The following is a 23,995-nucleotide window of genomic DNA, read 5'->3' as shown; positions in this document are numbered from 1 at the left end:
TCAACCCCTCTTGTCGCGGATCAGTTGCGCAACGGCGGCCGCCATCTCGGCGGGCGTCCCTTCGATCATGGTGGCTTGGCCCACTGGCGGCAGCGCCATCGACGCCACCACGGCGCCGGCCGCGCCGTCTCCCAGCGCGATGTCCTCGACCACCACGAGCGCCTTCTTCTTCGCGTCCTTGATCATGCGCATGGTGGCGTAGCGCGGCGTGTTGGCGCCGGCCTGGATCGACAGCACCGCCGGCACCGGCAGCGTCGCGGCGTGGCGGAGCCCGCCTTCGAGCTCGCGCTCGATGTCGAGGCGCGGCCCGCCGTCCCAGGCGAGGCCGACCACCACTGCGGCGTGAGCCCAGCCCAGCATCGCCGCGGTGGCGGCGGTGGTTGCGCCATTGGCGACGTCGCTCGCCTGCACGCCGGTCAGCACCAGATCGGCGCCTTCGGCTTCGGCGACCGCCGCCAGCAGCGCGGCGTTGGTCATCGGGTCGGAGACCGACAATCCGTCCTGCCACAGGCGGACGGCGCGCGCCGCGCCCTTGGCCAGCGCCTTGCGGATCGAGCCTTCCGCTTCGGCGGGCCCGATGCACACGGCGACGACCTCGCCCGCGCCGCGCGCCTCGACGATCTGCATCGCCGCCTCAATGGCGGTCTCGTCCCACTCGTTGAGCTGGTATTCGAGGTCGTCCGGCCGCACGTCGCGGCCGTCGGCGCGAAAGCCGAACTCGTCGCCGAGCTTGGCGACATGCTTGACGCCGACCAGGATGCGGCATCCCGTCTTCGCTGGCGCCGCGTAGCCGGCGATGACGGCGGGACGGCGCGGCGCGATGCACCACTCAGTCGCGTCCAGCGGTGCGATGGGCATCATTTCGACGTCCGCGCCAGTCGCTGCGGGCGGGGCGGAGATGGCCGGCGCGATGCCGGCTGGGGCGAGCGGCGGCGCCTCCACCGGCACCGCCGGTGACGCCGCCGTCTCGCGCGCCGCAATCGCTGCCACGGGGGCGACGGCGGGCGCGGGCAGGCTGGCCGCGTTCGCCGCCAGCGCGCGCGACAGCTCCGGAACCAGCCGGGCGATGACGCGGTCGGCGACCGCCTCGGTGATGCGGTCGATCAGCGCCGGGATCTGCCCCGGCGCAATGGCTTTCAGCTCGATCGCCTCGGCCACCAGTTCGGCGAGGTCGGCGACCACGAAGTCGGCCTCGTGCCCGCTGGTCTTGCGTGCATCTTCAAACATGGTCAGGTCCTTCGGGCAGCAGGTGACGAAGACATCGATGCCGCCGAGCGCGGCCGCTTCGTGCATGCGCGAATGCGCCGGCTTCTCGGTGCCGGGCGGGTCGGGAACCCAGATGCGTCCGCCGCCGGCGCCGCAGCAGAACGAGTTGTCGCGGCAGCGCGGCATCTCGACGATCTCGCAGCCGATCGCCCGCAGCACGCGGCGCGGCGCCTCGTATTCGCCGTTGAAGCGCCCGAGGTGACAGGGATCGTGCAGCGTCACCCGCTTGCCGAGCGGCCGCTTCACCTTGAGCCGCCCGCTCTCCAGCATGTCGGCGAGCACCGCGCTGTAGTGGCGGATGGCGACGCGCGCGCCGAACTCGGGATATTCGTTGCGGATGGTGTTGAAGGAGTGGGGATCGGTGGTCACCACCCAGTCGAACCTGGCCTGCTGCAACTGGCCGGCATTGTGGCCGGACAGCGTCTCGTAGAGACCTTCCTCGCCGACGCGGCGGATGTCGTTGCCGGCGTTGCGCTCGCCGTCATAGAGCAGGCCGAAGTCGAGCCCGGCCTTGGCGAAGATGCGCGCCACCGTTCGCGACACGCCCTGCGAGCGCGGGTCGAACGAGGCGAAGTCGCCGACGAACCACAACGCCTCGACCGGCTCGCGGCGGGCGTCCTTGACCTGGAACGGCAGCTCGCGCGTCCAGCTTCCGCGCTTGCGGGCGGGTTCGCCGAAGCTGTTGCCGACATTGGCGATGGTTTCCAGCACGCCGCGCAGGATGGGGTCCATCTCGCCCCATTCCACCAGGGCGCGGCGCATCTTGACGATCTTTACCGGGTGCTCGATCCCGACCGGACAGATCTCGGCGCAGGCGCCACAGGCGCGGCAGGCCCACAGCGCCTCCGGCGTCACCACGTCGAGCAGCTCGCGGCCAGCGGTGCCGGGTAGTCCGGACTCGGCGTAGAGCCGGAGATCGAGGATGAGGTCGCGCGGGCTCAGCGGATAGCCGGAGACGCGCGCCGGGCAGGCCTCGTGGCAGCGGCCGCATTTGGTGCACGCATCGAAATGCAGAAGGTCGCGCCACGACATCTCCTCCAGCCGGCTGACGCCGACCGGCGCGCCCTCGCGCGGTGCGGGCAGGCGCGCGACGTTCCTGGTGTCGCGCATCGCAAGGCTGGCGATGGCGGCGATGGTGTGCTTGCCCTTGGTGATGGCGACGGTTCCGACGAAGGCGAGCGCCAGCACGGCATGAAGCCACCAGTTGGCCTTGCGGATGGCGACGGCGGCGTCGCTGTCGACGCCGGCAGCCTCCATCAGCCGCGCCAGCATGGCGCCGACCGGCGACAGGTCGTCGAGCGGCGGACGGTCGATCAGGAGGCGCGTCGCCTCCTGCACGAAGCCGGACACCGCGATCGCCAGCAGCAGCGACAGGAACGCCCAATCCTCCACCTGCCAGCGCCTCGCCTGGGGGCGGATGTCCGTCTCGCCGCGATAGGCGCGCTGGTAGTCGAGCTTGGGCAGCGCGAACAGTGCGCGCCGGGCCATCATCATTACGATGCCGGCGATGAGCACCACGCCGGCGACGTCGACCACCAGGCTGAAGGCGAGATAGAACCAGCCATGCCAGAACGACACGCCGGTCAGCGGCCGCATCACGTCGTAGTCCAGCGTGATGATCAGCGTGCCGGCCAGCAGCGTGACGAAGCCGAAGAAGATCAGGCGGTGACCGATGCCGGCGTAGCGATCGCGGCGGTCCAGCGTGCGATGGGCGAGAAGGTCGCTCACCATCCGCCGGACCCCGGCGGCCCAGTCGACCGGACGGTCGGCGGCGGTGCCGCGGCGGTAGCGGTTGGCGTGATGAACGGCCGCCGCCAGGAACGTCGCCATGGCCGCGATGCCGATGCCGTAGAACACCTGCACGGCGATGGGCGACATCTGCCAGAAGAGATCGCGTGTCTGCATCGTGACGATCCCGGGAGGAAGGGAGCCGTGCCCCGCGGCAGCGGGACACGGCGGAGGCGAGGGTGTCAGACCTCGACGCGGGGCCGCTGGTCGCCCAGCGCCGGGATGGTCTCCCCACCCCAAAGTTGCCGCTCGCGGATCCACGGCAGCGGGTATTGCGGGTGCGGGCTGTCGAATTCGCGGGCGAGGCGGTGCCCGTCGAAGATGGCGTTGGAGATCTGGCGCGGCGTGTAGCAGTCGCCGACCCGGAAGATGTCATCGATGTCGTTGTCCGCCCACTCGGCCTTGCGGCGCTTGAGCTCGGCGAACAGAGCGGAATTGGGCACGCGCGAGGTGACCAGCACCAGCGCGTCGCAATCCAGCACCAGCGTATCGGTGCCTTCGCGGCGCGGCAGGTGGCCGGCCTCGGGCTCGGTGAGCGCCCAGCCGTGGCGGTAGAGGTGGAACAGCGTCAGCTTGCCGCCGGCGTAGTTGTCGACCCAGTGGTTGCGCAGCACCTTGATGCCCTTCTCGTGCATCATGCGCTTGTTGTTCTGCACCTCCAGCGTGAACTGGCTGTATTCCGCCGGGTCGGACATGTTGGTGACGAGATAGACGTCCTTGCCGCGGTCGGCCATCAGCTCGGCCATGCTGATGCCGGTGAAGTGGCCGTCGCCGTCGAGCACCACCACGCGCTGGCCGGGGACCTCCTTGCCGGCCATGATCTGTTCGGGCGTCAGGCAGGTCGGCAGCGCCGCGTCGCAGCCGGGGATCGGGCTGTGGCCTTCGGCGCCGAGGCCGTTGGTGGCCCAGTGCGAGCCGGTGGCGATGACCACGCGGTCGGCGCCGTAGCGCAGGACGTCGTCGGCGCTCATCTTGCCGACGCCGAGATGGACCTCGACGTTCTTCATCTTCGACAGCTGAAGCTGGCGATAGGTGATGACGCGGCTCCACTCGTTCAGGCGCGGATAGCGAATGACGTTGCGCAGATGGCCGCCCAGCTCCGGCTCGGCCTCGCGCAGGTGGACGTCATAGCCGCGCTCGCCCAGCACGCGGGCACATTCCATGCCCGACGGCCCGGCGCCCACCACCAGCACCGAATACGGCTTCGAGGTCTTGATGAAGCGCTCCGGATGCCAGCCGCGGCGATATTCTTCCATGGCGGTGGCGTTCTGCGTACAGTTCAGCAGGCCGCACTGGTTGAACTTGGAGACGCACATGTTGCAGCCGATGCACTCGCGGATATCCTCGGGCCGGCCCTCCTGGATCTTGCGCGGCAGGAACGGATCGGCGATCGAGGGCCGCGCCGCGCCGATGATGTCGGCGATGCCGCTGCGGACGATGTTAACCATGTCGTCGGGACTGGTGAAGCGGCCGTTGACCACCACCGGCACGTTGCTGACCACGCCCTTCACGCCCTTGACGAAGGGCAGCATCCAGCCCGACTTGCGGAAGCGCGAGGAGCCGGCGTCCTCGCCCCACTCCTCATAGTCGCCGATCTTCACCGCCCACAGGTCGCACACGCCCTCGCGGTGCACCATCTCGACGATGCGGATGCCCTCGTCCTTGGCCTCGATGCCGTGCGGCCCCTGCAGGGTGTCGATCTCGTAGCGGGTGGTGATGGCGCACTGGTCGCCGCATGCCTTCTTCAGCGCCGCCAGGATCTCGATATAGACGCGGGCGCGGTTCTCCAGCGAGCCGCCGTACTTGTCGGTGCGCTTGTTGTAGCGCCGCTCCAGGAACTGCACCGGAAAGGTGCTGTCGCCGGCGGTGACTTCGAGCAGGTCGAAGCCGGCGTCCATGGCGCGCTTGGCGGCCAGGACGTACATGTTGATCACCGCCTTGATGTCGTCCTCGTCGCACTCGGCGGCATAGACGGTGCGGGCGGGCAGCAGGTTCGAGGGCAGCGGCGAGGCCGAGCGCGGCACCTCGCGCGATTCCAGCGCCGGCGAGTGCACGCCGCCATACCACAGCTGCACGCCCGACAGGCCGCCGTGCTTGTGGATCTCGCGGCACATCACGCCGAGATTGCGCACGTCGCCCTCGTCCCACAACCGCGCCGAGGTGTAGGGAAATTCGTCCGACTCCGGATGGATCGAGCAGAACTCGGTGAAGACGACGCCCCAGCCGCCTTCGGCCTTGGTGCCGCGGAACATGGCCTGGGTGCCGGGCCGCTCCGAGCCGATGCCGGCGCAATGCGAGGTCTGGAAGAAGCGGTTGGGGCTGACCTTGGGCCCAATCTTAACCGGGTCGAAGAGAATATCGTACTTCGGATCGCGAGCCATGACGGTACAAACTCCCTGAGAATGGCAGCGGGCGATGCCCGGCATCAGGTGAGCAAGAGGCGCGCCACGCGAAGAAGATATTTATTTATAATGGGTTGAAGGCGGTCTGCTGCATGATTGCAGCAGCTTGAGCGCCAAGGCGCTGCAATTCTCCAGCACCCGCCGCCATGAGCGCGCCCATCCGGAAGCGCTGCCGAATTGCAGCGTCCGCCGCAGACCTGCATCGCCTGATCGGGTTCTTTCCAAAAAAACGATGTGTAGTCAGTCGGTTGATGCTGGCACGATTCATGAATTGCCGTTTGCCATGGGGCTGAAACGCCTCATCCGGGCTCGGGATGAGAGCTAATTGGGGGAATAGAGATGGCAAGCGCAGGTCCTTACGCGGCCGAGTCGAATGCCGAAGACGCCGCACAACTGGCGGTTCTCGGCTACAAGACTCAGTTCGACAGGAATATGAGTCTCTGGGAGAATTTTGCCCTCGGATTTACATATCTGTCGCCGGTCGTCGGCGTGTACACGTTGTTCGCGTTCTGCCTTGCCACCGGCGGCCCGCCGATGGTGTGGTCCTATATCCTGGTGGGCTTCGGCCAGTTCCTGGTCTGCCTGGTATTCTGCGAAGTGGTGTCGCAGTTCCCGATCGCCGGCGGTGTCTATCCCTGGGCGCGGCGGCTGGTCGGCAAGCGATGGGCCTGGATGGTCGGCTGGGGCTACGCCTGGGCGCTGTTCGCCTCGATCGCCGGCATCGCTGCCGGCTGTGGGCCGTACCTTGCGCAGTTGATCGGGCTTGAGCCGTCGCCGCACGTCAACATCACGGTCGCGCTGTCGCTGATCGCCGTCACCACGATGATCAACGTGATGGGAACCCACTTCCTCGCGACGGTCGCGATGATCGGCTTCATCTGCGAGCTGGCCGGCGCGCTGGTGGTCGGCGGCTATCTCCTGATCTTCGAGCGCGTCCAGAGCTTCAGCGTGCTGTTCGACACATTCAGCATCGGCGAAGGCGCGGGCGGCTATCTTCCCGCATTCCTCGCCGCCGCGCTCGGCGCCTTCTTCCAGTACTACGGCTTCGAGGCCTGCGGCGACATGGCCGAGGAGACGCCCAATCCGAGCCGGCAGATTCCCCGCGCCATGCGCATGACGATCTATATCGGCGGCGGGGCGGCACTGTTCATCCTGTTCGCGCTGGTGCTGTCCGTGCCCGATATCGGCAAGGTCATCCGCGGCGAGGATACCGACCCGGTGATGACCGTTCTGACCAACGCGTTCGGTCCGTTCGGCGCCCGGATGGTGCTGCTCGTGGTGATGGTGTCGTTCCTGTCGTGTCTGCTCAGCCTGCAGGCGGCGGCGAGCCGTCTCCTGTTCGCCTACGCCCGCGACGAGATGATCGTGTTCAGCGGCGCGCTCCGCCGCATCTCGGTCAACCACCACGTTCCCGTTGTCGCGCTGGTGGTGGCGGGCGTGCTGCCGGCCGCCATCGTCTGCGCCGGCGCCTTCGTGCAGGACATCGTCACCACCATCATCTCGTTCGGCGCCATCGGTATCTACTTCGCTTTCCAGATGATCGTCGCGGCCGCGCTGATCGCGCGCATTCGCGGCTGGAAGCCGAGCGGATATTTCACCATGGGCCGCTTCGCCTGGGTGGTGAACATTGCCGCGCTGGTCTACGGCGTCGGTGCCATCGCCAACATGGTGTGGCCGCGCACGCCGGATGCGGTGTGGTACGTCAACTACGGCATGCTGCTCACCACGGTGATCGTGTTCACCACCGGTCTGCTCTACATGCTGATCGCCAAGCCCTATGACCGGAGCGACGCGCCGGCCTCCGACGCCTGGCTGATCTCGCCGCGCCATGCCTGATGCGAACGCGGGCCGGTGCGGCCCGCGTTCGAACGCTGTTCGCCAGGCCCCTTCCTCTCTCGCTCAGGGGTCTGGCGGCCGGGGGTTTCGGGATCGCCACGGGATCCCGAAACCCAACGGCCCAAGGCAAGCGCCAGCCAGCCGGCGAATGGCCGTGTTCCGCAATGTCCTGCGCCGAACGCAAATGCCCCGGGCTGCTTGACAGCCCAGGGCATTTGCGTTCGCGGGCCGGCCGACGGCGTTGGCCAGGCGGTTTCCGGCGATCACGTCGCGACCACCGGAAACGCACGCGCCGGACATCCCCGATCGGAGAGGGATCTTTCGGCGACCGGAAGACGAAGCGCCGGCCCGACAGGCCGGCGTTCGCATCAGCCGTGCTTGATCATCACGTGGCGCGCAACCGTGTAGTCCTCAAGCGCGTAAAGCGACATGTCCTTGCCGTAGCCCGAGCTCTTCAGGCCGCCGTGCGGCATCTCGCTGGTCAGCATGAAGTGGGTGTTGACCCAGGTGCAGCCATATTGCAGGCGGGCGGCGGCGGTCATGGCGCGGCCGACGTCGCGCGTCCACACCGACGAGGCAAGGCCGTAGTCGCTGTCATTGGCCATGGCGACGACGTCGTCGGCGTCGCCGAACCGGGTGACCGACACCACCGGGCCGAACACCTCGCGTCGCACGATCTCGTCGCTCTGCAGCGCTCCTGCCACCACGGTCGGCTGGAAGTAGAATCCGGACTTGGTCGACGCCGCACCGCCGGCCGTGATCTCGATGTGGTTCTGCTCCTGGGCGCGCTCGACGAAGCTCGCCACGCGGGCGCGCTGGCGGGCGGAGATCAGCGGCCCCATCTCGTTCTCGGCGTCGTTGCTGCGGTCGAACGTGATGGTCGACACGGCGGCGGAAAGGTCGGCGACGAGCGTGTCGTAGACCTTGTCGTGGACGTAGAGACGGCAGGCGGCGGTGCAGTCCTGGCCGGCATTGTAGAAGCCGAAGGTGCGCACGCCCTCGACCACGGCCGCGAGGTCGGCGTCGTCCAACACGATCACCGGCGCCTTGCCGCCGAGTTCGAGGTGGGTGCGCTTGATGGTCTTGACCGCGGCCTGCAGCACCTTGCGGCCGGTGGTGACGTCGCCGGTCAGCGACACCATCGCCACCTTGGGGTGGTTGATCAGCGCCGATCCGACGCTCTCGCCGCGGCCGAGAATGACGTTGAGAACACCGGGGGGAAGAATGTCGGCGCAGACCTCCGCGAGCTTCAGCGTGCTGAGGGGCGTCTGCTCGGACGGCTTCAACACCACCGTGTTGCCGGTGGCGATCACCGGCCCGATCTTCCAGGCCGCCATCATCAGCGGATAATTCCACGGCGCGATCTGGCCGATGACGCCGATCGGGTCGCGGCGGACGAACGAGGTGTGGCCGGGCAGATACTCGCCGGCCGACAGGCCGGGCATGGTGCGCGCCGCGCCGGCGAAGAAGCGCAGGCAGTCGACGATGGCGGGAATCTCGTCGCGCAGCACCAGATGGCGTGGCTTGCCGCAATTGAGCGCCTCCAGCGTGGCGAAGGCGTCGGCCTCGGCCTCGATGCGGCTGGCGATGGCGAGCAGGGCTGCGGCGCGCGCGGCCGGGCTCTCCTGCGACCATGTGGCGAAGGCGTCGGAGGCCGCCGCCACCGCGGCGTCGACCTGATCGAGCGAGGCCTCCGGGATCTCGGCCAGCGTGGCGCCGGTGCGCGGATTGAGCGCGGCCTCGCCCGGCTCGGTGCCGGCGACGAACTCGGCGCCGATGCGCATGCGGGCGGGAAGGGTGACAGACACGTCGGACATGCGTTCAGGCCTCCTGGATCATTTACCCTGGCCGGCAACCGCCCCGCCGTCCCGCGTCCAGTAATAGGCGAGCAGGATCGGCAGGAAGGTGACGACGATGACGAACACGGCGACCACATTGGTCACCGGGCGTTGGCGGGGCCGCACCAGCTCCGACAGCATCCAGATCGGGAGCGTCGTCTGCTGGCCGGCGGTGAAGGTCGTGACGATCACCTCGTCGAACGACAGCGCGAACGCCAGCATGCCGCCGGCGAGCAGCGCGGTGGCGATGTTGGGCAGCACCACCCAGCGGAAGGTCTGGAAGCCGTCGGCGCCGAGGTCCATCGAGGCTTCGATCAGCGAGGCCGAGGTGCGGCGGAAGCGGGCGACGGCGTTGTTGTAGACCACGACGATGCAGAAGGTGGCGTGGCCGAGCACGATGGTCCAGAACGACCACGGAATCTCCAGGAGATTGAACGCCGAGCGCAGCGCGATGCCGGTGATGATGCCGGGCAGCGCGATCGGCAGGATCAGCAGCAGCGACACGCTCTCCCGCCCGAAGAAGCGCGAGCGCGACACCGCGGCCGCCGCCAGCGTGCCGAGGATCAGCGCGACCAGGGTCGAGATCGCCGCCACTTCGAGCGACAGCGAGATGGCGGCGCGCACGTCCTCGCGCTCGAGCGCCACCGCGAACCATTTCAGGGTCAGGCCGGACGGTGGGAAGGTGTAGCTCTTCTCGTCGGTGGTGAAGGCGTAGAGCACCACCACCGCCAGCGGCAGATGCAGGAAGGTGAGGCCGCCGAACGCGGCGAGCGTGAGGCCGAAGCCGGCGGGGCGACCATCAGAGCGCATCGAAAGCCCCCAGGCGTTTGGCGATGGCGAGGTAGACCGCCATGATCACGACCGGCACCACGGAGAAGGCGGCGGCGAGCGGAATGTTGCCGGCGGTGCCCTGGTGCATGTAGACGGCTTGGCCGAGATAGAGCTGCGAGCCGCCGACGATCTGCGGAATGATGAAGTCGCCCAGCGTGAGCGAGAAGGTGAAGATCGAGCCGGCCACCACGCCGGGCAGGGCGAGCGGCAAAATCACCGTCCTGAAGGTGGTGCGCGGGTGGGCGCCGAGGTCGGCGGAGGCTTCGATCAGGCTTGCCGGCACCCGCTCCAGCGCCGCCTGGATCGGCAGCACCATGAAGGGCAGCCAGACATAGAGGAAGACGAGGAAGGTGCCGAGATAGCTCGCCGACAGCGAGGGGCCGCCGATCACCGGAAGATTGAGCACGCCGTCGAGCACGAAGCCGAGCCCCGCGGCATGGAACAGCCAGCCGAGGATGCCCTCCTTGGCCAGGATCAGCTTCCAGGAATAGACCCGCACCAGATAGGACGACCACAGCGGCAGCATCACCCCGACATAGAACAGCGCCTTGAGGCGCGGGCCGGCGTGGAAGGTGGCATAGTGGGCGATGGGAAAGGCGATCAGCGCCGCGGCAATGGTCACCGCCGTCGCCATCAGCACCGTGCGCAGCACGATGTCGAGATTGGCCGGCGCGAGCAGGCTTGCCCAGGTCGCCAGCGTCGGCGTGCGGTCGATGACGCCCGAGAAGTCGTCGAGCGAGAAGAAGCTCTGCGCCAGCAGTGCGAACAGCGAGCCGAGATAGACCACGCCGAGCCACAGCATCGGCGGGGTTAGCAGCAGCAGCAGAAGCAGCGCCGGGTGGGCGACGAACACGTCGGTCAGCCGGCGGTGCCAGCTCTCCGGCGGCGGCGCCAGCGGGGCGGACCACGCGCTCATGCCGCCTCCAGCGGGTGCAGCGCCGCGGGGGCAAAGGCCAGCACGCAGCGGCTGCCGGGCGTCGGGCGCGGGCCGTGGCCGGCGTCGGACACCGCGAGCTCCAGGCCGGTCTCGGTTGCGGCCATCACCCGCCGCGAGGCGCCCTGGTAGAGCACGTCGATGACCTTGGCCTCGATGACGTGCCAGCCCGCCGGCGCTTCCGCGGCGTCGGCGATGAGCTTGATGCGCTCGGGACGCAGGCTGGCTTCGCGCCGCTCGCCTAATAGCGGGCCGGCCATGTCGGCGGGCAGGATGTTGGAGGAGCCGACGAAATCGGCGACGAAGCGGGTGCGCGGCCGCTCATAGACCTCTTCCGGCGCGCCGACCTGCAGCAGCCGGCCTTCGGCGAACACCGCGACGCGGTCGGCCATCGACAGCGCCTCGCCTTGGTCGTGGGTGACGAACACGAAGGTGAGGCCGAGCCGGCGCTGCAGCGCCTTCAGCTCCACCTGCATCTCCTCGCGCAGCTTGAGATCGAGCGCGCCGAGCGGCTCATCGAGCAGAAGGACGCGGGGATGCAGCACCAGGGCGCGGGCCAGCGCCACGCGCTGGCGCTGGCCGCCGGAGAGCTGGGAGGGCCGGCGCAGTTCGTAGCCTTCGAGACGGACGAGTGCGAGTGCCTCGCGCGCTGCGCGCTCGCGGTCCGGCCGCCCCAGGCCGCGCACCTTGAGGCCGTAGGCGACGTTCTCGCCCACGCTCATGTGCGGGAACAGCGCATAGTCCTGGAACACGGTGTTGACGGCGCGCCGGTAGGGCGGCAGCCCTTCCGCGGTCTCGCCGAAAATCTCGATATGGCCGGAGGTCGGCTGGTCGAAGCCGGCGATCAGCCTGAGACAGGTGGTCTTGCCCGATCCCGACGGGCCGAGCATGGCGAAGAACTCGCCCTCCTCGATGTCGAGGTCGATGCCGTCGAGCGCGGTGATCGGGCCGAAGCGGCGGGTGACGCCGTTGAGGCGGACGGCCACCGCAAGACGTTCGGCCTGCGCGGCGGGAGGGCTTGCTGCGAGGGGGCTCAGCGAGAGCACAGGAAGCTCCATCGACATCGTGGAAGGATTACCGACGGAGCGGGGCGGCGCCGGCCGCCCCGCAACGCCCATCAGCGTCCGCCCAGGATGGCGATGTAGTCGGAGACCCAGCGGCTGTAGGGCACGCAGCCTTCGGCCTTGCTGCACTTGGCGACCGGGGTGCGCCAGAACGAGATGCGCGAGAAGCTCTCCGCGCCGTTGGTCTTGCAGCCTTCCTTGCCCAGCAGCTCGTTGCCCTTGCAGGCGGTGGGCACCGCCGGCACCGAGCCGAACCACGCGGCGACGTCGCCCTGCACCTTCGGCGACAGCGAGTGCTCCATCCACATGTAGGCGCAATTCGGGTGCGGGGCGTCGGTGTGCATCATGGTGGTGTCGGCCCAGCCGGTGGCCCCTTCCTCCGGAATGGTGGAGGCGATCGGCCGCTTGTTGGAGATCAGCAGATTGACCTGGAACGGCCACGCCGAGGAGGCCACCACGCCCTCATTGGTGAAGTCGTCGACCTGCTTCATGGCGTCGTGCCAATAGCGCTGCACCAGCTTCTTCTGGGCGCGCAGCAGCTCCAGGGCGGCGGCGTACTGCGTCTCGTTGAGCTCGTAGGGATCGTCGATGCCGAGCTCGGGCTTGGTCTTCTTCAGATAGAGCGCGGCGTCGGCGATGTAGATCGGCCCGTCATAGGCCTGGATGCGGCCGGCATTGGGCTTGCCGTCGGGCAGGGCCTGGGCCTCGAACACCACGTTCCAGCTCTTGGGCGCCTCCTTGAACACGTTGGTGTCGTACATCAGCACGTTGGCGCCCCACTGGTAGGGCGTGCCGTAGTGGACGCCGTTCACGGTGTGCCACGGCGCCGACTGCAGGCGCTCGTCGACGGTGTTCCAGGAGGGAATGAGCGAGGTGTCGATCGGGCGCACCCGCTTGCCGGCGACGAGGCGCAGCGAGGCGTCGCCGGAGGCGGTGACGAGGTCGAAGCCGCCCTCGTTCATCAGCGACACCATCTCGTCCGAGGTGCCGGCGGTCTTCACCCGCACCTTGCACTGGGTTTTCTTCTCGAACTCGGTGACCCAGTCATAGGCCTTGTCGGTCTCGCCGCGCTCGATGTAGCCGGCCCAGGCGACGATATCGACGGCACCCTCGCCGGGGCCGAGGCCGGCGGCCGAGGCGGCGGGGGTGAGGAGGCAGACGGCGGTGCTGGCCAGCACAACGCTCAGACAGGACGGATCGGCTGACATCGGAAACCCTCTCTCGCTCGAAGCCCCGCCGAGGATGGTCCATCGCAGGCGGGCCCTATGGAGAAAGGTTGCCGTACCGAGGCGCGGTCGGACAAATTCAATCTTCTGGAAAGCCTATTCGGAAATTCCGATATCATAGTGATGAAATTCGGATCATTCCGCAGTGCGGCGACCCGCCTTGCGCCGCCCTTGGACGTCGCCTCTCACCGTCCGCGGCCCCCTCTTTGTCCGCCCGCGACGTCCAAAAACCGGCGGGTTGCCGGGCTGATGCCCGATCCGCGGCGCCACACCACCGCTGCCTTGATCTTGGGCAAATCGGCCTCGATGTCGCGGGCCTCCAGCCGCCGTCCCTCCAGCGACCACGACCGGAACACCAGATCGGGCAGCACGGTCAGTCCGATGCCGGCGGCGACCAGCGAGCGCACCGCCTCCACCGAGCCGGTGCGAAACACCACATTGGGCCGCAGCCGCGCCGCCCGCCACATGCGATCGGTGGCGGCCTGGATCTCGTCGACGGCGAGCGCCACCAGCGGCTGCTCGGCGAGATCGGCCAGCGCGATCGAGGCGTGGCCGGCCAGCGGGTGGGCCAGCGGCAGCCACACCCGGTAGCCGTATTCGTCGAGCACCTGCGCCGACAGCGCCTCCGGGTCGGACAGCGAGGACACGATCACCAGCGCGACGTCGATCTCGCCATTGAGCAGGAGGTGCTCCAGATAGTCGTGGGTGTCCTCGACGATCTGCACCGCGATCGAGGGGAAGGCGCGGCGAAAGCGCGCCAGCATCTCCGGCAGCACGTAGCCCGCCACCAGCGCGGTGACGCCGACGATGATGCGCCCGGAGGTGACGGGAAAATCGGCCAGCAGCGCCCGCCGGGCGTCGGCGACGTCCAGCCAGATGCGCTCGGCGTGGCGCAGGAACAATTGCCCCTTGTAGGTGACGTGGACGCCGCGGGCGTGGCGCTCGATTAGCTTCACGCCGAGGTCGGCCTCCAGATCCTTGATCGCCTCGGTGATGGTCGACTGCGACGTCGACAGCCGGCTCGCCGCGCCGGAGATCGTGCCCGCCTCGGCAACGGCGATGAAATACTGAATCTGGCGAAACGAGAACGACATGCGATGACCGCCGGCGTGTCGGGTGGGACGGCTGATCGATGATTATACGGCTTCCGGTCGATCCCTCCGGGATGCCGGAAACGGCTTCGCCGCCCCGATCAGACAGGACTCTCCCGGCGACCGGTGTGCGGGTCTCCGGCCGCGAGGCCGCAAATCCTATCACGGGCGAGGCGCCCGACGGCGAACTGGATGGCGGCGCGGGTGACGAGCGACGTCCTGCCTGCGTGCGACCGTCACGCCAGCCACTTGGCGATGTCCTCGGCCTTGGGCAGGCCGCCGGCATGCACCACCTTGCCGTCGATGACGATGCCGGGCGTCGAGGCGATGCCGAAGGCGGCAATGGCGGCATAGTCGGTGACCTTCTCAACCTTCACGGTGATGCCGAGCCGGTCGGCCTCGGCCTGCACCATCTCGGCGGTGGTCTGGCAGCGCTTGCAGCCGGGGCCGAGCACCTTGATGTCCTTCATGGTCTTCTCCTTCGTCAGGCAAACAGCGCGTTGAACAGGAAGCCGACCGCCAGGATGCCGAGCCCGACCACGGCGACGAACACCGCGATGAGCCGGCCTTTCAGCACCTTGTGCAGGATGATCAGCTCGGGCGCGGAGAGCGCGATCACGCTCATCATGAAGGCCAGCACGGTGCCGAGCGCCGCGCCCTTGCCCAGCAGCGCCTCGACCACCGGGATGATGCCGGCGGCGTTGGAATACATCGGGATGCCAACCACCACCGCGGCCGGCACCGACCACCAAGCCTCGCGGCCCATGATCGCGGCGAGCAGCTCGGCGGGCACATAGCCATGGATCAGCGCCCCGGCGGCGATGCCGGCGATGACCCACATCCACACCTTGCCGACGATGTCGGCCACCGCGTCGAGCCCGGCCTTGAGGCGGTCGACGATGGTGAGGCGCTGGTCGGGAAGCGCGACCGCGCCGGCCCGCACGGTGCGCACCCAGTCCTGCAGCCAGCCCTCCAGATGCAGCCGGCCGATCACCCAGCCGGCAACGATGGCGATGAGGAGGCCGAAGCCGAGATAGGCCAGTGCCACCTGCCAGCCGAGCAGCGCCCACAGCAGGCCGAGCGCGATCTCATTGACCATCGGCGCCGCGATCAGGAACGAGAAGGTGACGCCGAGCGGCACCCCGGCCGAGACGAAGCCGATGAACAGCGGCACCGCCGAGCACGAGCAGAACGGGGTGACGATGCCGAGCCCGGCCGCCGCGACATTGCCGAGGCCCTCGTGTCGGCCCGCGAGCAGCGCGCGCGTGCGCTCGGCCGAGAAGAAGCTGCGCACCACGCCCATGGCGAACACCACCAGCACTAGCAGCATCAGCACCTTGGGTGTGTCGTAGAGAAAGAACGCCACCGCCTCGGCGAGGTGGCTGCCCGGCTCCAGCGGCAAGAGGGCGGTGGCCCAGTCCGCGGCCGGCTGCAAAAAGGCGTAGGCGATACCCCAGGCCGCGAGCGCGGCCAGCGTGCCGGCGAGCCATGCCGCGGTGCGCGGCGGCTTGGCGGGGTTGGGTCTGGCGGGGTTGGGTCTGGCCAGGTTGGATTCGGTGGGGATGGAGTCGGCGGCGGTCTTCGAGCAGCACTCGGTCATGCCGCATCTCTCCTCTGGTCGGCCGGCAGCGCCAGCACGGCCTCGATCACCGCAATGATCCGGGGATCGAGGCGCGGATTGCGGCGATAGCGCACCCATTGGGCGTCGCGCCGGTCGACCACGAGGCCGGCGACCTTCAGCACGCCCATGTGGCGCGACATGCGCGACTGGGTGGCGCCGAGCGCCTTCATCAGTTCGCAGACGCAATGCTCCTGCCCGTCCCACACGAGGCGCAGGGCGCCGAGCCGGGTGGCGTCGGCAAGGGCGGACATCAGCTCGACCGGCGCATTCATGTGATTATCCGGCTATGCGGCAGTGCGCATAGACTGGACTCGGCCCGCAGCCCGGTCAAGCGGCAGGTGGGCGGCGGGCGGCGGGCGGCGGGCGGGGGGCCCGGGACAGGAATTTCGGGGGGGCCCCGCATCGGATCGCCAGCCATCCCCGCTTGACGATGCTTCGTCATTTCGTATATCGTCGAAATATGGAATCAGAAGACGCTTTGCTCGCGCTGTCGGCGCTGGCCCAGGCCACGCGGCTCGACGTGTTCCGCCTCCTGGTGGCGCACGAGCCGGAGGGGCTGGCGGCTGGCGAGGTGGCGCGACGGCTGGCGGTGCCGGCCAACACGTTGTCGGCGCACCTCGCCATCCTCGCCCGCGCCGGGCTCATCAATGCCGCGCGCCACAGCCGCTCGATCGTCTATCGCGCCCGACCCGAGCGCCTTCACGCGCTTGTCGGCTTCCTGGTCGAGGACTGCTGCGGCGGCCACGCCGAGCTCTGCCCACCGCCCTCCGCGCCGGCGTTCCGCCACCCGGTCGCGCGTCCGCGCCACAAGGAGACCCCCATGCCCGATCGCGCCTTCAACGTGCTGTTCCTGTGCACCGGCAACACCGCCCGCTCGATCATGGCCGAGAGCATCCTGAGGAAGGACGGCGCCGACCGTTTCCGTGCCTTCTCCGCCGGCAGCCAGCCGAAGGGCGCCGTCAACCCGTTCGCGCTCAAGGTGCTGGCGGCGGACGACTATCCGACCGACGATCTGCGCTCGAAAAGCTGGAGCGAGTTCGCCGGTCCCGACGCGCCGGTGATGGATTTCGTGTTCACCGTCTGCGACAACGCCGCCGGCGAGACCTGCCCGGTGTGGCCCGGCCAGCCGATGACCGCGCATTGGGGCATCGAGGATCCGGCGGCGGCCACCGGCAATGATGTCATGGTCGAGCGCGCGTTCGTCACCGCGCTGCGCTATCTGAAGAACCGCATCTCGGTGTTCACCGCCCTGCCGTTCGCCAGCCTCGACCGGCTGGCGCTCGGATCGAAGCTGCGCGACATCGGGCGCATGGAGGGCGCGACGCACCGCAAGGCGGAGCTCACCTGATGGACGTGATCATCTACCACAACCCGGACTGCGGCACCTCGCGCAACACGCTCGGGCTGATCCGCAATGCCGGCGTCGAGCCGCACGTGATCGCGTACCTTAAATGTCCGCCGACCCGCGCGCTGCTGGTGCAGATGATCACTCGCGCCGGCCTGACAGTGCGGCAGGTCTTGCGCGAAAAAGGCACGCCGTATCGCGAACTCGGCCTCGGCGACCCCGCTTTGACGGACGACCAGCTTCTCGACGCCATGATGGCGCATCCGATCCTGATCAACCGGCCGCTGGTGGTGACCCCGAAGGGGGTGCGCCTGTGCCGCCCGTCGGAAGCGGTGCTCGACCTCTTGCCGCCGCAGTGCGGCGCGTTCCGCAAGGAGGACGGCGAACTGGTGGTCGACGCCGCCGGGCGCCGCGCCGCGACAGCTTGAAGGATTTTGCGATGTCTACGTTCGAGCGCTATCTCACCGTCTGGGTTGCCCTGTGCATCGTGGTGGGCATCGCCCTCGGGCACGTGATGCCGGGCGTGTTCCAGGCCATCGGCGCGGCCGAGATCGCCAAGGTCAACCTGCCGGTGGCGGCGCTGATCTGGCTGATGATCATCCCGATGCTGGTCAGGATCGACTTCGCCGCGCTTGGCCAGGTGAAGGAGCACTGGCGCGGCATCGGCGTCACCCTGTTCATCAACTGGGCGGTGAAGCCGTTCTCGATGGCGGCGCTCGGCTGGCTGTTCATCGGCTATCTGTTCCGGCCCTATCTGCCGGCCGAGCAGATCGACAGCTACATCGCCGGCCTGATCATCCTGGCGGCGGCGCCCTGCACCGCCATGGTGTTCGTGTGGTCGAACCTCACCCGCGGCGAGCCGCACTTCACGCTGAGCCAGGTCGCGCTCAACGACACCATCATGGTGTTCGCATTTGCGCCGATCGTCGGCTTACTCCTCGGGCTGTCCGCCATCATCGTGCCGTGGGACACGCTGGTGCTGTCGGTGGCGCTCTACATCGTGGTGCCGGTGATCGCCGCGCAGCTGCTGCGCCGGCGGCTGCTGGCGCAGGGCGGCGAGCCGGTGCTGCAGCGCATGCTCGGCCGCCTGCAGCCGCTGTCGCTGGTCGCGCTGCTGGCCACGCTGGTGCTGCTGTTCGGCTTCCAGGGCGAGCAGATTCTCGCCCAGCCGCTGATCATCGCGCTCCTGGCAGTGCCGATCCTGATCCAGGTCTATTTCAACGCCGGCCTCGCCTATCTGCTCAACCGCGCCGTTGGCGAGGCGCATTGCGTCGCCGGCCCCTCGGCGCTGATCGGCGCCTCCAACTTCTTCGAGCTGGCGGTGGCGGCGGCGATCTCGCTGTTCGGGTTCCAGTCCGGCGCGGCGCTCGCCACCGTGGTCGGCGTGCTCATCGAGGTGCCGGTGATGCTGTCGGTGGTGTGGATCGTCAACCGCTCGAAGGGCTGGTACGAGGCGGGCGGCGCACAGGCGAGACGGCGCGCGGCCGCAGCCACATCGCCGGGCCACGCGACCGAAGCGCCGCGATAGCGCCGTCTCCGCAATCTTGCTGCGGCGAGACGACCGGCCTTCGCGAGCGCGCCAAGTGCGACAATTTGGCACTGGAAGAAGCAGCGGAGGCAACCCACATGTGGTGCGATCCGGGCCCCTCTGGCAGCGAGCCATCGCTGTGATGTCGGATCTTTCACCTGCCGTGGCGTTGCGAAACGCGCCGGCATTTGGAGGATGCGATGGCGCTTGGCCCCGAGCTGTTGTTCGCGGATTTTCTCGGCAAGCCCGCCTGGGCGTGGCTTTCGTTCCTCGGCATCATCGCTGCGCTTCTGTCCTTCGATCTGGGCATTCTCCACCGCAAGGCGCGTGAGATCCCAGCCGGCGAGAGCCTGCTGCTGTCGGCGTGCTATATCGTCGTCGCGCTGGCCTTCGGCGCCTGGGTGTGGTCCCAGATGGGCCAGGAGGCCGGCGTCGCCTATTTCACCGGCTTCTTCATCGAGAAGACGCTGGCGCTCGACAACATCTTCGTCATCTCGCTGATCTTCGCCACGCTGGCGATCCCGCGGCATCTTCAGCACCGGGTGCTGTTCTACGGCATCCTCGGCGTGATCGTGCTGCGCGCGATCATGATCGGGCTCGGCACCGCGCTGGTGTCGCAGTTCGCCTGGGTGCTGTACATCTTCGGCGCCTTCCTGATCGTGACCGGCATCAAGATGCTGCTGGTCGCCGAGAATCCGTCATCCGTTGTCGACAACCCTCTGATGCGCTTCGTTCGACGCCACCTGCGCGTGACGAAGGATTTGCGCGGCAGCGTGTTCTTCGTGCGCAGGCCGGTTGCGAGGAGCCGGCGAACGGTGCTCTACGCCACGCCGCTGTTTCTGGCGCTGGTGATGATCGAGTTTGCCGACATCGTCTTTGCCGTGGACAGCGTGCCGGCGATCTTCGCCATCACCACCGATCCCTACATCGTTTACACCTCGAACATCTTCGCCATCCTCGGCCTGCGGGCGCTCTACTTTGCCCTCGCGGCGAGCGTCCACCGCTTCGGCTATCTCAAATACGCGCTGTCGATCGTGCTGGTCTTCATCGGCGCCAAGATTTTCTGGAGCCAGGTCTTCGGCAAGGTCGACCCGCTGATCTCGCTCGGCGTGACCCTGGCCCTGCTGGCCGGTGGCGTCGCGGTCTCGATGTGGAAGACCAGCCGCGAGGCGCCTGCGCCCGCCGATGAGGCGGCGCGCACCGACCCCGAGCCGATCCGTCTCACCAGAGGAGAACCGTCATGACCACGCCGCTTCACGGGATGGCGCACGCCAGCCGCACCGATGGCTTCGGTATTGCCGACTATGAGATCCGCGAGGGCGAGATCGCCCGGCGCAATGTGCTGTTCGGGCTATGGGCCGGCCGCCGTCTCGGCCTGGCTGACGCCGACCTCGAAGCCTATGCGTGGTCGGTGCATCTCGCCGATCGCGAGGTGCCCGGTCAGGACGACGTCATCGCCAAGGTGTCCGCCGACTTCGCGGCGCACGGCGTCGACATCACGGAGTCCCGGCTGCGCCGGCATCTGCACGAGATGCGTCTGCGCGCCAGCCTCGACCTGGCGCAGCCTTGAGCCTGCCGGCGCGTGCGCCGGCCAGGATGAGCCAACGCCCCAATATGACTCAACACCGATGAGGACATCATGATCGACGTCAACAGGCTTCTCAACGCGGTGCTGACCGGCGCCGCTCCCGACGCTCCGGGCGAGGCCCGGCAAAACCCGGCTGCCCCGGGCGGTGGCGCCGAGGGCTTTCTGTCGCGGCATGCCGGCACGCTCGGCAGCGGCGCGCTCGCCGGCGGCCTCGCCGGCCTGCTGCTCAATTCGAAGCACGTCCGCAAGCACGCCGGCACCGCGCTGCAGGTCGGCGCCGCGGCGGTGCTGGGCGGGCTCGCCTACAAGGCCTATCAGGACTACCGCGCCGGCCGGCCGATCCTGCCGCAGGGCGTGCAGGATGCCGTCAAGGGCCTGCTGCCGCAGAGCGGCACGGCACCTGCGCCCACCGGCCAACCGGTGTTCACCTCCGGTGCGCGGACCCCGGATGACACCGCGACGCTGCTCCTGCGGGCGATGATCGCCTCGGCAATGGCCGACGGCCGGCTCGACGACGTCGAGCGCCAGCGCCTGGTCGCGCGCGTCGAGGCGAGCACCCTGTCCTTCGAGGAGCGGCAGTATCTCGAAGGACTGATCGCGCGGCCCGATCACCCGGCCGCGCTGGCCGCCGCGGTCCGCACCCCCGAGGAGGCGGCGGAAGTCTATCTTGCCGCCTTCATCGCCATCGACGCCGACACTGCCGCCGAGCGCGCCTGGCTCGACGAATTGGCGTCGCGGCTGGGGCTTGATCCGGCGTTCAAGGCGAATCTGGAAGCCGCCGGCACCGGTGCGCTCGGCCAGGCGGCGTAGGAACCGCGACCGTTTCCGGGAGCCCGCCGGGTTTCCCGGAAACCGCCTTCACACCGTGATCTGCGTGCCGATCTCGACCACCCGGCCGGTGGGGATCTGGAAGAAGTCGCTGGCGCTGCCGGCGTTGCGCGCCAGGATGATGAACAACCTGTCCTGCCACAGCGGCATGCCGAAATGCGCCGAGGCGCGGATGGTGCGCCGCGACAGGAAGAACGACGTCGACATGATGTCGAACTTCCAGCCGCGCTGCCGGCAGATCGCCAGCGCCCGCGGCACGTTGGGCGACTCGCTGAAGCCGAAGGTGAGGATGACGCGCGAGAAGGTGTCGTCGATCGCCTCGATCCTCACCCGGTCGGCATCGGCGATGTGCGGCACCTTGGCGGTGACCACCGAGAGAATGACCACCTTGTCATGCAGCACCTTGTAGTGCTTCAGGCTGTGCAGCAGCGCGGTGGGGGCGGAGTCCGGGTCCGCTGTCAGGAACACCGCGGTGCCGGGCACCCGCAAGGGCGCCTTCTCGGCCAGAGAGGCGATGAGCTCGGGCAGCGGCACCTCGGCGCGGCGGGTCTTCTCGAACAGGATGCGCGAGCCGCGCCGCCACGTCAGCATCACCAGCATCAGGAGGCCGCCCAGCGCCACTGGCGCCCAGCCGCCGTCGAAGAATTTCATCAGATTGGCGGCGAGGAAGGTGGCGTCGATGAACAGGAACGGCGCGATCACCGCGGCCGCCACCCACGGCCCCCAGTTCCACACCCTCGAGATGACGATGAACGCCATCAGCGCCGTCACCACCATGGTGCCGGTGACGGCGATGCCGTAGGCCGACGCCAGCGCGCTCGAATTGCGGAACAGCGCGATCAAGAGCAGCACGCCGAGCGCGAGGAAGAGATTGATGCTGGGGATAAAGATCTGGCCCGACTGCGCCTCCGAGGTGTGGCGAATCTCCATGCGCGGCAGCACGCCGAGCTGCACCGCTTGGCGGGTCAGCGAGAAGGCGCCGGTGATCACTGCCTGGCTGGCGATGATCGTCGCGGCCGTGGCGAGCAGCACCATGGCTGGCAGCGCCCAGTCCGGCACCAGGAGATAGAACGGGTTCTCGACCGCCGCCGGGTTGGCGAGGATCAGCGCCGCCTGGCCGAGATAGTTCAGCACCAGCGCCGGCAGCACCAGCACGATCCAGGCGGCCTGGATCGGCCGGCGGCCGAAATGGCCGAGGTCGGCATAGAGCGCCTCGGCGCCGGTCACCGCGAGGAACACCGCGCCGAGCGTGAGGAGGCCGACCATGCCGTGGTCCCACATGAAGGCGACGGCATGAAGCGGGTTGAACGCCCCGAACACTGCCGGATTATTGGCGATGTGCGGCAGGCCCGCCGCCGCCATCGCCAGGAACCACACCACGGTGATCGGGCCGAACCACGCCGCCACCTTTGCGGTGCCGAAGCTCTGCACCGCGAACAGGCCGATGATGATCGCCACTGAGATCGGGATCACGGCATGGGCGAGCGATGGCGTCACCAGCTTCAGGCCCTCGACCGCCGACAGCACCGAGATGGCGGGGGTGATGATGGCATCGCCATAGAACAGCGCCGCGCCCAGCGTGCCGAGAAGGAATATCGCGGTGGCGCCGGCCGTTGTCGCGCCGGTGCCGATCGCGCGCTGGGCCAGCGCCATCAGCGACAGCGTGCCGCCCTCGCCGTCATTGTCGGCCCTGAGCAGGACCAGGACGTATTTCACCGTCACGATGAGGATCAGCGCCCACAGGATCAGCGACATCACCCCGAACACCGCGGTCTCGGTCGGCGCGCCGCTATGGCCGGAGGCGGCGGCGAGCGCCTCGCGGAAGGCGTAGAGCGGGCTGGTGCCGATGTCGCCATAGACGACGCCGACCGAGCCCAGCACCAGGGCGGCAAAGCTGGCCGGCGGGTGAGCGCCGGTCGAGGTGGGAGCGGCCGGGCTGGCGGACGGGGACGACATGACGTGAGGCTCCGGTGGGAACGACCGCGACAAGGGCAGTTGCGGGATGGACAATACCAACGGCCGCGAACGCGGACCGTTGGCTCCGGTCGCGGATTTTCACGAAATCTCTGATTTCCCGAAAGAAAATCCGCGAGAACCAACGGCCCCACGCGTCAGCGTTTGGGGCCGCTGGTATGGGACCGTTGGCATAAGGTAGTGGCTGCGCGTGCCGATCCAAGAGTCGCGCCTGTCGGCGCGAGCGGGAGCCTCGCCAACGACCCCATGGGCCAGCCCTTCGTCCCCTCCCCGACGCCGATCGTGTGCGGGGCCCGGGCCGGCACGATGGCCGGGCAACCCAAGCCAACCAGCCTCCGGCGAACCCAGGCCGTTCACTCCCGCGAGACCGTTGACGACTTCGTGGTGACAAGGAGGATTCTCGCCCTCGACCCCAACCTTGGCATGGTGGGCAACGCCGAGCGCAAGAGCAGCCGATATGATTCGGATCAGTGGTGCTCGCCCTGCAAAACGGACAGTGTTGCGCACCCCTTAGGCATTGACCACGAACAAGTGAATCGAGGTGTGGTCTTTTACGGGCCGGCAGGGATTCCGGGGCGGCGGGCGATTTCGTAGCCTGTTTGAGTGATTGACGAATCGGCCATCCGCCTGCGCTTTGAGGCGCTCTGTGACGTTCTCGACGAGCGAGGCCGGCGCCGGTTCGCGGCGGCCGAAGCGCTGGCTGCGGGGCGCGGCGGCGTCACGGCGGTGATGCGCGCCACCGGCATTGCGCGCAGCACGATCGGGCGCGGGCTGGCCGAGTTGCGGGCCGGCGAGGAATTCGCGGTCGGCCGGGTGCGGCGGCCCGGCGGTGGTC

Annotated in this window: 20 protein-coding genes and 2 pseudogenes; 10 read left to right on the top strand and 12 right to left on the bottom strand. The window is 68.5% G+C overall.

Annotated features, from left to right (window positions below):
• Both F1193_RS14950 and F1193_RS14945 read right to left on the bottom strand, forming a co-directional pair.
• Nucleotides 1-3,171: a heterodisulfide reductase-related iron-sulfur binding cluster gene (locus tag F1193_RS14950; RefSeq protein WP_150098601.1), complete on the bottom strand. Its 3,171-nt coding sequence runs from the start codon at nucleotides 3,169-3,171 to the stop codon at nucleotides 1-3.
• Nucleotides 3,172-3,236: 65 nt separating this feature from the next.
• Nucleotides 3,237-5,435: an oxidoreductase gene (locus tag F1193_RS14945; RefSeq protein ID WP_150098600.1), complete on the bottom strand. Its 2,199-nt coding sequence runs from the start codon at nucleotides 5,433-5,435 to the stop codon at nucleotides 3,237-3,239.
• A gap of 127 nt (nucleotides 5,436-5,562) precedes the next feature.
• Here F1193_RS14945 and F1193_RS14940 point away from each other — a divergent pair, with 127 nt between their 5' ends.
• A complete protein-coding gene (locus F1193_RS14940; RefSeq protein ID WP_150098599.1) occupies nucleotides 5,563-5,781 on the top strand; it encodes a hypothetical protein in 219 nt (72 codons plus the stop codon).
• Nucleotides 5,782-5,795: 14 nt separating this feature from the next.
• Complete coding sequence (locus F1193_RS14935) at nucleotides 5,796-7,292, top strand: APC family permease (protein ID WP_150098598.1); 1,497 nt, start codon at nucleotides 5,796-5,798, stop codon at nucleotides 7,290-7,292.
• A 368-nt stretch (nucleotides 7,293-7,660) separates the two neighbouring features.
• On the opposite strand, the gene F1193_RS14930 is transcribed toward F1193_RS14935, so the two are convergent.
• The 9 genes from F1193_RS14930 to F1193_RS14890 form a co-directional block, all read right to left on the bottom strand.
• The gene (locus F1193_RS14930; protein WP_150098597.1) at nucleotides 7,661-9,109 is read right to left on the bottom strand and encodes a gamma-aminobutyraldehyde dehydrogenase; all 1,449 of its coding nucleotides are present in this window, start codon (nucleotides 9,107-9,109) and stop codon (nucleotides 7,661-7,663) included.
• Between the two features lie 18 nt (nucleotides 9,110-9,127).
• Complete coding sequence (locus F1193_RS14925) at nucleotides 9,128-9,940, bottom strand: ABC transporter permease (RefSeq protein WP_150098596.1); 813 nt, start codon at nucleotides 9,938-9,940, stop codon at nucleotides 9,128-9,130.
• Nucleotides 9,930-10,877, bottom strand: a complete 948-nt coding sequence (locus tag F1193_RS14920) for an ABC transporter permease (protein ID WP_150098595.1) — start codon at nucleotides 10,875-10,877, stop codon at nucleotides 9,930-9,932. Before F1193_RS14920 ends, F1193_RS14925 begins: the two co-directional genes overlap by 11 nt.
• Nucleotides 10,874-11,932 (bottom strand): ABC transporter ATP-binding protein, encoded by a 1,059-nt coding sequence (locus F1193_RS14915; protein ID WP_425457246.1) that lies wholly within the window; start codon nucleotides 11,930-11,932, stop codon nucleotides 10,874-10,876. The genes F1193_RS14920 and F1193_RS14915 overlap by 4 nt, the downstream gene beginning before the upstream one ends.
• An 80-nt stretch (nucleotides 11,933-12,012) precedes the next feature.
• Nucleotides 12,013-13,167: an ABC transporter substrate-binding protein gene (locus F1193_RS14910; RefSeq protein WP_150098593.1), complete on the bottom strand. Its 1,155-nt coding sequence runs from the start codon at nucleotides 13,165-13,167 to the stop codon at nucleotides 12,013-12,015.
• Nucleotides 13,168-13,370: 203 nt separating this feature from the next.
• Entirely contained in the window at nucleotides 13,371-14,279 is a 909-nt protein-coding gene (locus tag F1193_RS14905) for a LysR family transcriptional regulator (protein ID WP_150098592.1), read from the bottom strand.
• A gap of 233 nt (nucleotides 14,280-14,512) precedes the next feature.
• Nucleotides 14,513-14,746 (bottom strand): thioredoxin family protein, encoded by a 234-nt coding sequence (locus F1193_RS14900; protein ID WP_150098591.1) that lies wholly within the window; start codon nucleotides 14,744-14,746, stop codon nucleotides 14,513-14,515.
• 14 nt (nucleotides 14,747-14,760) lie between these two features.
• Nucleotides 14,761-15,876 (bottom strand): permease, encoded by a 1,116-nt coding sequence (locus tag F1193_RS14895; RefSeq protein WP_150098590.1) that lies wholly within the window; start codon nucleotides 15,874-15,876, stop codon nucleotides 14,761-14,763.
• On the bottom strand, nucleotides 15,873-16,169 hold the full coding sequence (locus F1193_RS14890; protein ID WP_150098589.1) for an ArsR/SmtB family transcription factor: 297 nt from the start codon (nucleotides 16,167-16,169) through the stop codon (nucleotides 15,873-15,875). Before F1193_RS14890 ends, F1193_RS14895 begins: the two co-directional genes overlap by 4 nt.
• Nucleotides 16,170-16,327: 158 nt before the next feature.
• Here F1193_RS14890 and F1193_RS17530 point away from each other — a divergent pair.
• The 7 genes and pseudogenes from F1193_RS17530 to F1193_RS14860 form a co-directional block, all read left to right on the top strand.
• A pseudogene (locus F1193_RS17530) lies at nucleotides 16,328-16,594 on the top strand (ArsR/SmtB family transcription factor); the annotation flags it as partial.
• Nucleotides 16,595-16,717: 123 nt separating this feature from the next.
• Nucleotides 16,718-17,245, top strand: a complete 528-nt coding sequence (locus F1193_RS17525; protein ID WP_246164443.1) for an arsenate reductase ArsC — start codon at nucleotides 16,718-16,720, stop codon at nucleotides 17,243-17,245.
• Nucleotides 17,245-17,670 (top strand): arsenate reductase (glutaredoxin), encoded by a 426-nt coding sequence (gene arsC / locus F1193_RS14880; RefSeq protein WP_150098587.1) that lies wholly within the window; start codon nucleotides 17,245-17,247, stop codon nucleotides 17,668-17,670. Before F1193_RS17525 ends, arsC begins: the two co-directional genes overlap by 1 nt.
• 11 nt (nucleotides 17,671-17,681) lie before the next feature.
• On the top strand, nucleotides 17,682-18,770 hold the full coding sequence (gene arsB / locus F1193_RS14875) for an ACR3 family arsenite efflux transporter (protein WP_246164442.1): 1,089 nt from the start codon (nucleotides 17,682-17,684) through the stop codon (nucleotides 18,768-18,770).
• Nucleotides 18,771-18,970: 200 nt separating this feature from the next.
• Nucleotides 18,971-20,014, top strand: a complete 1,044-nt coding sequence (locus tag F1193_RS14870) for a TerC family protein (protein ID WP_150098586.1) — start codon at nucleotides 18,971-18,973, stop codon at nucleotides 20,012-20,014.
• A complete protein-coding gene (locus tag F1193_RS14865) occupies nucleotides 20,011-20,340 on the top strand; it encodes an ATPase inhibitor subunit zeta (RefSeq protein ID WP_150098585.1) in 330 nt (109 codons plus the stop codon). Before F1193_RS14870 ends, F1193_RS14865 begins: the two co-directional genes overlap by 4 nt.
• A gap of 69 nt (nucleotides 20,341-20,409) precedes the next feature.
• Nucleotides 20,410-21,168: a tellurite resistance TerB family protein gene (locus tag F1193_RS14860; protein WP_150098584.1), complete on the top strand. Its 759-nt coding sequence runs from the start codon at nucleotides 20,410-20,412 to the stop codon at nucleotides 21,166-21,168.
• Between the two features lie 48 nt (nucleotides 21,169-21,216).
• On the opposite strand, the gene F1193_RS14855 is transcribed toward F1193_RS14860, so the two are convergent.
• Complete coding sequence (locus F1193_RS14855; RefSeq protein ID WP_150098583.1) at nucleotides 21,217-23,142, bottom strand: potassium transporter Kup; 1,926 nt, start codon at nucleotides 23,140-23,142, stop codon at nucleotides 21,217-21,219.
• 621 nt (nucleotides 23,143-23,763) lie between these two features.
• On the opposite strand from F1193_RS14855, the pseudogene F1193_RS14850 reads away from it, so the two are divergent.
• Nucleotides 23,764-23,995, top strand: a pseudogene (locus F1193_RS14850) (ISAzo13 family transposase); the annotation flags it as partial.

It is taken from the genome of Blastochloris sulfoviridis (assembly GCF_008630065.1).
Lineage (GTDB): Bacteria > Pseudomonadota > Alphaproteobacteria > Rhizobiales > Xanthobacteraceae > Blastochloris > Blastochloris sulfoviridis.
Note: the sequence above shows the minus strand (reverse complement) of the source record. Positions and strands in the feature narration are given on the sequence as shown.

Excerpts from the sequence above, each read along its gene's own strand:
- F1193_RS14950 (WP_150098601.1), bottom strand. The coding sequence starts at position 3,171 with ATGCAGACACGCGATCTCTTCTGGCAGATGTCGCCCATCGCCGTGCAG.
- F1193_RS14945 (WP_150098600.1), bottom strand. The coding sequence starts at position 5,435 with ATGGCTCGCGATCCGAAGTACGATATTCTCTTCGACCCGGTTAAGATT.
- F1193_RS14935 (WP_150098598.1), top strand. The coding sequence starts at position 5,796 with ATGGCAAGCGCAGGTCCTTACGCGGCCGAGTCGAATGCCGAAGACGCC.
- F1193_RS14930 (WP_150098597.1), bottom strand. The coding sequence starts at position 9,109 with ATGTCCGACGTGTCTGTCACCCTTCCCGCCCGCATGCGCATCGGCGCC.
- F1193_RS14925 (WP_150098596.1), bottom strand. The coding sequence starts at position 9,940 with ATGCGCTCTGATGGTCGCCCCGCCGGCTTCGGCCTCACGCTCGCCGCG.
- F1193_RS14920 (WP_150098595.1), bottom strand. The coding sequence starts at position 10,877 with ATGAGCGCGTGGTCCGCCCCGCTGGCGCCGCCGCCGGAGAGCTGGCAC.
- F1193_RS14910 (WP_150098593.1), bottom strand. The coding sequence starts at position 13,167 with ATGTCAGCCGATCCGTCCTGTCTGAGCGTTGTGCTGGCCAGCACCGCC.
- F1193_RS14905 (WP_150098592.1), bottom strand. The coding sequence starts at position 14,279 with ATGTCGTTCTCGTTTCGCCAGATTCAGTATTTCATCGCCGTTGCCGAG.
- F1193_RS14900 (WP_150098591.1), bottom strand. The coding sequence starts at position 14,746 with ATGAAGGACATCAAGGTGCTCGGCCCCGGCTGCAAGCGCTGCCAGACC.
- F1193_RS14895 (WP_150098590.1), bottom strand. The coding sequence starts at position 15,876 with ATGACCGAGTGCTGCTCGAAGACCGCCGCCGACTCCATCCCCACCGAA.
- F1193_RS14890 (WP_150098589.1), bottom strand. The coding sequence starts at position 16,169 with ATGAATGCGCCGGTCGAGCTGATGTCCGCCCTTGCCGACGCCACCCGG.
- F1193_RS17525 (WP_246164443.1), top strand. The coding sequence starts at position 16,718 with ATGCCCGATCGCGCCTTCAACGTGCTGTTCCTGTGCACCGGCAACACC.
- arsC (WP_150098587.1), top strand. The coding sequence starts at position 17,245 with ATGGACGTGATCATCTACCACAACCCGGACTGCGGCACCTCGCGCAAC.
- arsB (WP_246164442.1), top strand. The coding sequence starts at position 17,682 with ATGTCTACGTTCGAGCGCTATCTCACCGTCTGGGTTGCCCTGTGCATC.
- F1193_RS14870 (WP_150098586.1), top strand. The coding sequence starts at position 18,971 with ATGGCGCTTGGCCCCGAGCTGTTGTTCGCGGATTTTCTCGGCAAGCCC.
- F1193_RS14865 (WP_150098585.1), top strand. The coding sequence starts at position 20,011 with ATGACCACGCCGCTTCACGGGATGGCGCACGCCAGCCGCACCGATGGC.
- F1193_RS14860 (WP_150098584.1), top strand. The coding sequence starts at position 20,410 with ATGATCGACGTCAACAGGCTTCTCAACGCGGTGCTGACCGGCGCCGCT.
- F1193_RS14855 (WP_150098583.1), bottom strand. The coding sequence starts at position 23,142 with ATGTCGTCCCCGTCCGCCAGCCCGGCCGCTCCCACCTCGACCGGCGCT.